9 protein-coding genes and 1 tRNA gene are annotated in these 10,316 nt (G+C 33.9%); 9 read left to right on the top strand and 1 reads right to left on the bottom strand.

What is annotated here, in order from left to right; translation table 11 throughout:
* Positions 1 to 337 precede the first annotated feature (337 nt).
* The 4 genes from H8R24_RS15095 (at position 338) to H8R24_RS15080 (ending at position 2,915) form a co-directional block, all read left to right on the top strand.
* Complete coding sequence (locus tag H8R24_RS15095) at positions 338 to 598, top strand: DUF3781 domain-containing protein (RefSeq protein WP_187020631.1); 261 nt, start codon at positions 338 to 340, stop codon at positions 596 to 598.
* Between the two features lie 82 nt (positions 599 to 680).
* On the top strand, positions 681 to 956 hold the full coding sequence (locus H8R24_RS15090) for a hypothetical protein (protein WP_187020630.1): 276 nt from the start codon (positions 681 to 683) through the stop codon (positions 954 to 956).
* A gap of 47 nt (positions 957 to 1,003) precedes the next feature.
* Positions 1,004 to 1,963, top strand: coding sequence for a M28 family peptidase (locus tag H8R24_RS15085; RefSeq protein WP_187020629.1), 960 nt, complete (start codon positions 1,004 to 1,006; stop codon positions 1,961 to 1,963).
* A gap of 187 nt (positions 1,964 to 2,150) precedes the next feature.
* Positions 2,151 to 2,915 (top strand): amidohydrolase, encoded by a 765-nt coding sequence (locus tag H8R24_RS15080; RefSeq protein ID WP_187020626.1) that lies wholly within the window; start codon positions 2,151 to 2,153, stop codon positions 2,913 to 2,915.
* A 30-nt stretch (positions 2,916 to 2,945) separates the two neighbouring features.
* On the opposite strand, the gene H8R24_RS15075 is transcribed toward H8R24_RS15080, so the two are convergent.
* The gene (locus tag H8R24_RS15075; RefSeq protein WP_187020624.1) at positions 2,946 to 4,655 is read right to left on the bottom strand and encodes an Ig-like domain-containing protein; all 1,710 of its coding nucleotides are present in this window, start codon (positions 4,653 to 4,655) and stop codon (positions 2,946 to 2,948) included.
* 190 nt (positions 4,656 to 4,845) lie between these two features.
* On the opposite strand from H8R24_RS15075, the gene H8R24_RS15070 reads away from it, so the two are divergent.
* The 5 genes from H8R24_RS15070 (at position 4,846) to H8R24_RS15050 (ending at position 10,105) form a co-directional block, all read left to right on the top strand.
* Positions 4,846 to 5,850, top strand: coding sequence for a hypothetical protein (locus H8R24_RS15070; protein ID WP_187020621.1), 1,005 nt, complete (start codon positions 4,846 to 4,848; stop codon positions 5,848 to 5,850).
* The gene (locus H8R24_RS15065; RefSeq protein ID WP_187020619.1) at positions 5,810 to 8,074 is read left to right on the top strand and encodes a hypothetical protein; all 2,265 of its coding nucleotides are present in this window, start codon (positions 5,810 to 5,812) and stop codon (positions 8,072 to 8,074) included. The genes H8R24_RS15070 and H8R24_RS15065 overlap by 41 nt, the downstream gene beginning before the upstream one ends.
* A gap of 33 nt (positions 8,075 to 8,107) precedes the next feature.
* Positions 8,108 to 8,509 (top strand): methylmalonyl-CoA epimerase, encoded by a 402-nt coding sequence (gene mce / locus H8R24_RS15060; protein WP_187020616.1) that lies wholly within the window; start codon positions 8,108 to 8,110, stop codon positions 8,507 to 8,509.
* Positions 8,510 to 8,650: 141 nt separating this feature from the next.
* A tRNA-Ile gene (locus H8R24_RS15055) sits at positions 8,651 to 8,724 on the top strand.
* 184 nt (positions 8,725 to 8,908) lie between these two features.
* A complete protein-coding gene (locus H8R24_RS15050) occupies positions 8,909 to 10,105 on the top strand; it encodes a site-specific integrase (RefSeq protein WP_187020614.1) in 1,197 nt (398 codons plus the stop codon).
* Positions 10,106 to 10,316 lie beyond the last annotated feature (211 nt).

The following is a 10,316-nucleotide window of genomic DNA, read 5'->3' as shown; positions in this document are numbered from 1 at the left end:
GGTCATGAGTATCTGTGGTTATAGCTATGTTTTTTTAGACAATATTTGGTCTATACAATAAATGCGTTTGGTATTAATATTTAATTGGCTAAAGCCAATACATGTATTTTTTAAAGAACCTTTGGCTAAAGCCAAAGGCAATTGAATCCTTTTTTCTCCTGTTGTCAGTTCGAGCGGAGTCGAGAACCTTTAAAGTATGGAAATTTAAAATTTTCCTGTTTTTGTCAATTCAAGCGGATTCAAGAACATTCAGCAACACAATCGATGTAAACATAGAAACACATGGAATCATTTGTAGTACATTATTTATTATATTTGATAACAACAATCAATGAAAATGAATACAATAAAAACCGAAATTCTAGACAACCTTTGTTATACAGATCTCGTTTATCAAAGAATAAACAAAAAATTGAAAACTAATTTTTCAAACGATCAAATAGAAACAATGTTAGTTGCAGTTTTAAATGAAACCGAACTATCTTGTTTTGATAAACGAGGGAAGAATTTCTATGTTTCAAATGAAAAAAATAACATCAGGATAACCATCAATTCATACACTTTCAGGGTGATTACCGTGGATCGAATTAATAAATAGTGAAAGAACGCTATTGTTGTTTCTTTATAGGGTAATCGAAAATTAATTATAATTTAACTAAGTTTTTATTTCAAAGCAAAGGATGGAAGACGAAAAACGAAACGCAATTATGTCATTGAGCTTTTATGGATTGGCTATTGTAACAATCTTGTATGTAAATGTATCTGGACAATACAAGTCCGGACCTTGTACGCCTAACTTAGATATTATGTCGGTTTTTTTGATTGGTCCTATTAGTTTCATTTTGATGGTTTTTAATGGTTTTCTTTTATCTTATTTACATAAAGAAACCAAATATTCGTTCAGAATACATTTGAGTGCTTTATTGATTTGGGGAGTATTCTTGTTGTTAAATTAGTATTTTGGATATAATATTAATGTCAGTTTTATCAAAACATACAATTCATGAAGCCAATTTTTAAATATCTATTTATTCTAGTTGCAGTTTTTCTGTTGTTTGGGATTTACGTCTTTTTCCCTATTTCGGCTCAAGGCAAACCCTTAGAGCGACTAGCTGATACCACTAGAATAAGTCAGGATCTTCAAGTAATTACGCAAACAGCTGTAAGTAGAAATTATAAAAACCCAACTGTTTTAGACAGTGTAGCGGCATACATTAATCGTGAATTAAAAAAACAAACCAATAGCGTTAACGAACAAAAATTTAAAGTAGAAAACCAAGAGTATAAAAATGTAATCGCATCATTTGGTCCGGAAGATGGAGAGCGAATTATTGTTGGCGCACATTACGATGTCTGTGAGGAACAACAAGGCGCCGATGACAATGCAAGTGGTACTGTAGGTTTGCTAGAGCTCGCTCGATTGTTGAAAAATGCCAACTTAAAATACCGAGTAGATTTAGTGGCTTACACACTTGAAGAGCCTCCTTTTTTTAGAACGGATTATATGGGGAGCGCTGTACACGCAAAATCGTTATACGACCATAAAATTCCTGTAAAAGGAATGATTTGTTTGGAGACCATTGGTTATTTTTCCGAAAAAGAAAATTCACAATCGTACCCTTTGAGTTTTTTAAAATGGATATATGGTGACAAGGGAAATTACATCACATTGGTACAGAAGTTTAATAACGGTGCTTTTCCTTCAGACTTTAAAAAGAGTTTGTTTGATAGTAATTCCATTTTAACAAAATCATTCAAAAGTCCGTCCTTCTTAACGGGTGTTGATTTTTCGGATCATCTCAATTATTGGAAATACGGTTATAGTGCAGTAATGGTTACGAATACCGCTTTTTATCGAAATAAGAACTACCATACAGGAAATGATACTTTAGAAACCATAGATGTTCCTCAAATGGCTTTGGTAATTGATGGTGTTTTTAGAGCTATTCTAGCTTTAGAGTAATCGGATACAAGTGAAATTGTAATTTAAAACCGGTTTGATTTGACGAACAATACTACTGTAAAAAATCAAAGTTAAAAATCCGTTTCAATCCGCTCGACCCCCTTCATCCGCGTGCCAAGAAAAGCACTGAAATAGCTTTCTAGATAGCACTATCCTCTTTGTCTGTTTTTTTTAGTAATTTTATAAAATGAAAGTAGCAATAATACAGTCGGCCATAGTATGGGAGAACCCAGAAGCAAACAGAGTTTATTTTGAACAAAAGATCAATGCCTTAGCAGTAGGTGTTAATCTGGTTGTGCTACCAGAAATGTTTACGACCGGTTTTTCGATGAATCCGTCACAAATCGCGGAACCTATGGATGGCAAAACGGTAGTGTGGATGCAAGCTTTGGCGAAAGCCAAAAACACGGCAATTACAGGAAGTGCTATTATAGAAGAGGATGGTAATTATTACAATAGATTATTGTTTGTTTTTCCATCAGGAGCGATACAGCATTATGATAAAAGACATTTGTTTACGCTTGCGGGTGAAGAAAAAGTATATGCTCGCGGAACTCAAAAATTGATTGTTGATTATCTAGGTTGGAAAATTTGTCCGTTTGTGTGTTATGATTTGCGCTTTCCTGTTTTCTCAAGAAATGTAGAGAACTACGACCTATTGATTTATGTAGCTAGCTGGCCTAAAACCCGAATAAAAGCTTGGGACACCTTGCTTGCGGCGCGTGCTATTGAAAACATGAGCTATACCATAGGTGTTAATAGAATAGGTATTGACGGTGGAGGATATGAATACATAGGTCATTCGCAAGTACTAGACTGCTTGGGTGAACACCTAATGAATCCAGTAACAAACGAAGGTGTTTTTATTGCTACGCTGGATAAATCTAAAGTAAAAGAAGTTCGTAAAAAACTCAATTTTTTAAACGATAGGGATGCATTCGAATTGAAATAAAAAGCAATATTTGACCCCATTTCATTTGTGTTAGGGTCTTTGGTTAGTCGGTTTTTGACCTTGCGAATTGCTGTTTTTTTTGTCTTTTTCGTTTTCTTTTTTATCTTTTCTTTTAGGTTCGGGATTGTATGGAATACTCACGTCAAATGCTTGGTCGACATCCCAATTGGCGCGAACGTCTATCTCTTTTGAAAAGTAAACTACCTCTTCGGCATATCTTTTTTCTAGAAAATTACCCGAGTCGTATTCTTTGTTTTTGTTGTCGTCGTAAATGATGCGCACAGTATATTTAGCAGGATCAAGCAAATTAAAATCGACTACTGTGTTTTTTTCAGAGTACTCCGTAGCTATCACATCACCTTTGGCATTTGTTAGTTGTACGATCACAGGAAAATGCTTGACATTTTGCAATTGTAAGCGTAAGTTTCCATATTCGTCTGTGTTTTTTGTGGTAAATCTAAAACGTATGGAGTCATTTGTTTTTTCAAAAAAATCAGTTAGAGCTCCCGGCAGTAAAGCCATAGTGTATTTTTCGGCGGGTACTTTTTTGAAATCTACATACAGCTTCTGGTTGAATTCATCATATTCGGTGGTGAATGGAACTGCAGTAGAATCTTTAGAAAGCAGTTTGATTTTAGAATTGTCAAATTGTATCAGTGGGGTGTTTGATAGCAATGTAAAACGTTCTCTAAAATTCAATAAACCTTTTTGAACAGCGGAGATGTTTAAGGTGTCTTTTTTCTGGTCCTTTACTTTTAAAATAAAATTTTCTTTGTATTTTTCATTGGCTACAGCCACAGATAAAGTATCCGTTTTTATGGGTTTGTACCATATTTGTAAAGAGTCTTTGGCGGGCATTTGCGTTACTATTGTTGGTAGAATAGTACTGCCTTTTTTTAGTGTAATTTGAGGTTTTGATTTTTTGAAATTTTGCGCCCCATTATAACCTAGTAAAAGTCGGTTTCCTGAGGCTTGAGTAGGTTTGTAAGCGTCAAAAGCTAATGTTTCTTTGAATAGTTCTAATTCATAAACAGTGTCAGATGGGATGGTGATAAATTCTTTTAGAAAACCTATTTTATCTTCTTTTGGATTGAATTTATTGTTGCTATTGTTGTCTTTCATTGCTACCAATAAATACTTACCAGCCTTTAAATTTTCTAATGAAAAAGTCGTTAAGCTATCAAGTGTGTTGGTAATGTATCTAGGGCTATTGTTGTACACAACAGAATCATTGAATTTTTCGTTGACATCATACAACATTATAGAAACAAATGAATCGGGCTCTTTTGCGTAAGCATCCTTAATTTTTCCTTTGATAGCTAGGGAGTCAATATGCGACCCTGTTGAAAATACATATTTAAATTGATTATAGGGATTGCCTTCGTTATTATCGGCAATACTTTGACCAAAATTAAAACTATATGTAGTATTGGGTTGTAAAGTGTCGTTTATCTTGATGGTTAGGTATTTACTAGCAGTTGTAGGCAAGACTACAGGGGCTTGTTTCATGGGAGGTGAAACAATTAACTGCTTGTTTAAGTTTTTTAACTTTATGTTCTCGTCAAAAACCAATTTGATCATGTCACCTTTAAAATTCGTGCTAAAATTTTTAGGAAAACTAATTTTTAAAGTAGGGGCAATGGTGTCTTTTAGACCGCCTGTAATTGAGCCTCTTTTGGCACAATTTACAAGTGAGGCTGCTAAAATTATGAATAGAATGATGGTGCTATTTTTCAACATATAGGGTGTGAATTTATGGATACAAAATAACAATTATATTTTCTGTAAGCGAAATTTTTAGGACATTATTAGGAGAGTTTTGGTTATTGTTGTCCAACTGAGGTAGTAAACGGGTTAGAATAGGGTTAATTAAAATGTTTTCAAGCTCCAGAAATTATTACATTTGTTTAGTAATTAATATACTACAGTGTTGAAAAAGGTTTTGAGTTTTATTATTTTAGGTCTGTTTCTTGTTGCTTGCCAAGGCAAAGACGAGCCGGTTATTGCATTCTACTATTGGAAAACAAATTTTTCGCTTTCGGCTTTCGAAAAAGAAACACTAAAAGAAAACACGGTAGATAAATTATATATTAGGTATTTTGATCTCGATTTACATTCCAAAACAAAGGAAGTTTTTCCGGTTAGTCCGATACATTTTTCAGAAATACCGAATATTAAAAATATTGTTCCGGTAGTGTATATTCAAAACAAAGTTATGCTCGATCAAGGTTTTAATAGTGCGCAATTGGCTCAAAAAACAGTTGATTTCATTGCTCTGATCAATTCAAAAAATAAATTGAGCTGTCAAGAAATACAGATTGATTGCGACTGGTCTCTGAATAGTAAGCGCAATTATTTGCAATTTATCGAAGATTTTAAAAGGATTTCTCATAAAAAAATATCGGCTACAATACGGCTTCATCAAGTCAAATATTTCGAAAAAACTAAAATCCCTAATGTAGATACTGGGGTTTTGATGTATTACAACATGGGAACTATTGCAGTAAAATCCCTAAATTCTATATACGATCAAGGCATTGCGAGTCGGTATATCAAAAGCTTAAAAAAATACCCATTGGCATTAAACATTGCGTTGCCTATTTATTCTTGGGGAATCCACATAAGTAAAGGGAAGGTCATAGGGCTACGACCTAAGCTTACGGGTTCGGATTTGGAAAAAAGTGCAGAATTTACGCGTGTTGATGAGAATAAATATGAGGTAAAGCGTGCGCATTATCGAAAAGGGATTTTCTATAAAGTAGGCGATTATATAAAAATTGAAGGCGTTAGCGCTGCTGATTTGCGAGAAATGGCGGGCGATTTAAAGGGGAATTTGGCACAAAGTCCAATAGAGATTATTTTCTACGATTTAGATTCACTTAATATAAAAAATTATGATAAAACGATTTTCAAACAAACTGCTGCTGGCTTTTAGTGGCGTTTTGCTGTTGGCTTATGGTGTTATTTATGCCTGTGGAGCCGATTTTTATGCCGATTGGTATCATCAAAGCAATTCGAGTTTTACGCCCGAGGCTTTTGTTGATGAGTCCTACGCACCATTATTTCTATCTGGAGATATTTTTTACGGTATAGGGTTTGATAACCAGCATAATTCGAGGTTTAACGATGAAATCACCAATGATTGGGAAACCTATTTGAAAGGAAAAATGAAAGCCGAAACGGTGAAATATTTTTTAATAGACAAAAGTGAAAAAGCCGTCGATGAACTGGCAGATTATTACCGTACCAAAAAAGAAAATCCAAGTTCAGCCAAATGGAAAGCGGTTATTGACTTGAAAAACCCTAAGGTTGTAGCATTTTTAAAATTTTTGAATTTAGCCAAAAAAGTAGAAACAGCCTCAGTTATTGATCGTTCTTGGGAGTACGAAGCTGCAGAAGCTGTCGGTTTTTCGGATAAGGTGACTATAGCTAGTATCGAAAATGAATATGCAACTGCCAAAGATGTGTTTATGAAAAACAGGTATTGGTTTCAGTTGATGAAAGCTTATTTTTATAATGGAAATCAACAAAAAGCGTTTGATTTTTTTGAAAAAACAGCTTCTTTAGTCCAGAAAAACACTTTGTACTATAGAGCGCTGGGGTATTGCGCAGGAATGCATTATAAAAATAAAGAATATGCTTTGTCTAATTATATGTACAGTATAATTTTTGATAAATGCCCACAAATGAGGGTAGTCGCTGCTTATAGTTTTCATCCACAGGAAGAGAAAGACTGGAATGAATCTTTGGCTTTCGCCAAAACAAATCAGGAGAAAGCGGCGCTTTGGGCAATTCATGGGTATTACGGTGATGAGTCGAATGCCATAGCTAAGATTGTTGAGTTAGACCCTGGAAGCAAGCATCTCGATTATCTTTTAACCCGATTAATAAATCATCAGGAAAATGAGGTGAATGATGCTACGTATTTGTATGGTAAGGTGCAAAAGGGTCAAGATGCTAAGGTAGCGATGGCTCAGGCTTTAGAATTGGTAAAAAAAATAGCGGCTTTAAAGAGTACAAGTAAGCCGTATTTGTGGTCTATTGCTTTGGGTTATCTACATACTTTAAATGGGAATTATAAGGAAGCTGATGCGGTTTTTGAGTCTGTGGCTTCTCAATTGCCTAAAACAGAATTGGCCAAAAGTCAGTTGCGATTATTACAGTTTGTAAATAATTTGTATAAAATAAAAGTGATTAATCACGTGACGGAGAAAACAATTTTGAAAGACTTGCGCTGGCTTTATAATGAAGTTCCGGAGCATAAAATAGAAAACTTTAGGTTCTATAGCGCTACGAATGCAAGTAAGTCTTATTTGTCTAAATTGTATAAAGCACAAGGTATGGATGTCATGGCCGAGCTTTTTTTAGCAGATGTCAATTTCTATGATGATGCTCATAAGTTGAAAGCCATGAAAGCTTTTTTATCTAAGGAAAATAAGACTGAAATAGAGAAAATAGCCGTTGGTGTTTATGGTATCAAACTGGCGGAGATCTATGGATTTGAGGCGGTCAAGGCTACATACGCCAATAAAATTTCCGAGGCCATACAATTGATGGGGCAAAGTGATAGTATTCAGTTTTCGGTATTTTTAGGAAATCCTTTTAATGGGAACATTAAGGATTGTCACGATTGTGAACATGCGGCCTATCAAAAAAGGAAGTTTACACAAATGGAGTTTCTATCAATTGTTAAAGAAATGCAGGATAAGCTGGGTAAAAACGAAGATGTTTACAACAATAGTTTGTTGCTTGGGAATGCTTTTTACAACATATCGCATTTTGGTAACGCTCGCGTATTTTATGAAAGCAATATTGCGGGTTATGGTTCAAGTCCATACGATTTTAGAACGCCAATAAAAAAGATGATTGTAAATAGTGAGTTACCTAGAATGTATTATAAGAAAGCTTTTGAAGCTGCAGCTACAAGAGAACAAAAAGCAAAGTGTGTCTATTTGTTAGCAAAGTGCGATCGAAATGATTTTTATAATAAAATGTTTTATTTTAACGAATCAGGATATTATGATAGGTACAGGTCTAATGTTAACTTTTTGGCTTGGAACGGATTTAGAATTTTACAAAAAGAATATAAGAACACCGCATATTATAAAGAGGTCATACTAGAATGTGGGTTTTTTGATAGTTATGTCAAAGCGCTATAATTGTATATTTGTAGCTTAATATATTTTTGAATCATGAGAAAAATAGAACATATCGGTATTGCTGTAAAAGATTTGGATGTATCCAATGCTTTATTTGAAAAATTATTTGGCGCACCGGCTTACAAGCAGGAAGAGGTGGTTAGCGAGGGCGTGATGACTTCTTTTTTTGCCAATGGTCCCAATAAAATTGAGCTTTTGGCAGCAACAAATCCAGATAGTCCCATTGCGAAGTTTCTGGAGAAAAAAGGGGAAGGGATACATCATATCGCTTTTGACGTAGCGGATATTGAAGCCGAAATTGTGAGATTAAAATCTGAAGGTTTCGTCGTGTTGAATGAAGTTCCCAAAAAAGGAGCCGATAACAAGCTTGTGGCATTCTTACATCCTAAAAGTACCAATGGGGTTTTGATAGAATTGTGTCAAGAGATAAAATAATTTTAATTTAGTTTTTATTTACAAATCTAATAATCAGGAGTTTTGTGTTTTGATTTTTTTAATTGCAATAAATTAAATAAAACTAGTTGAAAAATATTTGGAGCAAACGAAAAATAGTAGTAATATTGCAAACTCTAAACCGGTCCTATAGCTCAGCTGGTTAGAGCACCTGACTCATAATCAGGTGGTCCCTGGTTCGAGCCCAGGTGGGACCACAAAAAGCACTCTTTTAGAGTGCTTTTTTTATTTAAACCCCTTGATTTTCTTGACTTTACGACTTTTTTGATAAAAATATTTATCAAAGAATATCGTTATATTTTATACCGCTTTTCTACCCGTTTTCATGTTGCTAGTTGTTTTTTTTGTTTGTATGTTTGAGTAACGAAATACTTAAAACTTATGAATAAAGCACGCTACACTGCGGTATTTAACCGTAAAAAACAACTAAATAAACAAGGTAAAGCACTAATTCAAATTGAGTGCTATTTGAATGGAAAAAACAAATATTTTTCTACTCAAATTTACATTGAGCCTAATTACTGGAACTCTAAAACACGAACAATTAAAACAGATTACCCCAATGCGATTAAGCTCAATAAAAAAGTTTCTGAAACGTTACGAGATTTAGAAAATTTTGAGCTGGATAAAATCAATAATAATAAATCATTTAATCTAAATATGCTAAATGATTTTTTTACTGGCGTTTCTGTTAAGTCTTTTACTGAATTTATGGAGTTGGAAATTGAAAAAATGAACTTAACCGAAGCAACTAAAAAAAATCATAGATCAACATTAACCAGGCTTAAGTCGTTTAAAAAAGTGATTTATTTTGATGACATTACTTATGAGCTGTTAACTGATTTTGAGGTGTTTTTGCGTAAAATAACAATTACCTATAAAGACGCACCACCTAAAAAACTAATGCAAAACACTATTTGGAAGTATTTTAAAAACATAAAAACATACGTAAATCTTGCAATAAATAAGGATTTAATGAGCGTTGAACAGTACCCATTTAGAAAATTTACGGTTAAACAAGGTAATTCAGGCAAGATTTTTTTAACTCCTAATGAGATTGAAACGCTTGAAAACGTTGAACTTTTAAACGAAAATAAAAAATATCAAATTGTAAAAGATTTATATATGTTTTCTGTATACACTGGACTTCGTTACAGTGATGTTTTTAGCCTTCAAAAAAAAGATATTGTTTCGATTGCTGGTAAAGATTGGTTAATTAAAACTATGGAGAAAACAGAAGAAAATGTAAGAATCCCAATTTATGCTATTTTCAACGGGAAACCCTCCGAGATACTTAATAAATACAGCAAATTTGGTAGTATTTTTTGCTTTGAACATCTAACAAACCAACATTGCAACCGCCAATTAAAAGAGATTGCAAAACTCGCAAAAATTGAAAACAAAAAAATAACCTTTCACACGGCACGACATACTACAGCAACGTATTTACTTTATAAAGGTGTTTCTATTACAACCGTACAAAAAATATTAGGGCACAAAAAATTAGCAACTACTCAAATTTATGGGCACATAATGGATGCTACAGTAGAAAACGAACTAAACGCAGTAAATTTTTAAACATCAAAAACCGTTCAAATTTGGACGGTTTTTTTATGCCACTAATACAAACTATTGATCCAGGCCAAGCTATCCAGGGTAAACTACCAATCCGATCAAATGGAACCGATCCAGGCGAAGCTATCCAGGGTAAACTACCAATCCGATCAAACGGAACCAATCCAGCCGAAGCACTCCAGGGCAAACTACCAATCCGATCAAATGGAACCGA

The organism is Flavobacterium muglaense (assembly GCF_014305155.1).
In the GTDB taxonomy this organism is placed as follows: Bacteria; Bacteroidota; Bacteroidia; order Flavobacteriales; family Flavobacteriaceae; genus Flavobacterium; species Flavobacterium muglaense.
Note: the sequence above shows the minus strand (reverse complement) of the source record. Positions and strands in the feature narration are given on the sequence as shown.

Coding starts and splice junctions, on each gene's coding strand:
- H8R24_RS15095 (WP_187020631.1), top strand. CDS start 338: ATGAATACAATAAAAACCGAAATTCTAGACAACCTTTGTTATACAGAT.
- H8R24_RS15090 (WP_187020630.1), top strand. CDS start 681: ATGGAAGACGAAAAACGAAACGCAATTATGTCATTGAGCTTTTATGGA.
- H8R24_RS15085 (WP_187020629.1), top strand. CDS start 1,004: ATGAAGCCAATTTTTAAATATCTATTTATTCTAGTTGCAGTTTTTCTG.
- H8R24_RS15080 (WP_187020626.1), top strand. CDS start 2,151: ATGAAAGTAGCAATAATACAGTCGGCCATAGTATGGGAGAACCCAGAA.
- H8R24_RS15075 (WP_187020624.1), bottom strand. CDS start 4,655: ATGTTGAAAAATAGCACCATCATTCTATTCATAATTTTAGCAGCCTCA.
- H8R24_RS15065 (WP_187020619.1), top strand. CDS start 5,810: ATGATAAAACGATTTTCAAACAAACTGCTGCTGGCTTTTAGTGGCGTT.
- mce (WP_187020616.1), top strand. CDS start 8,108: ATGAGAAAAATAGAACATATCGGTATTGCTGTAAAAGATTTGGATGTA.
- H8R24_RS15050 (WP_187020614.1), top strand. CDS start 8,909: ATGAATAAAGCACGCTACACTGCGGTATTTAACCGTAAAAAACAACTA.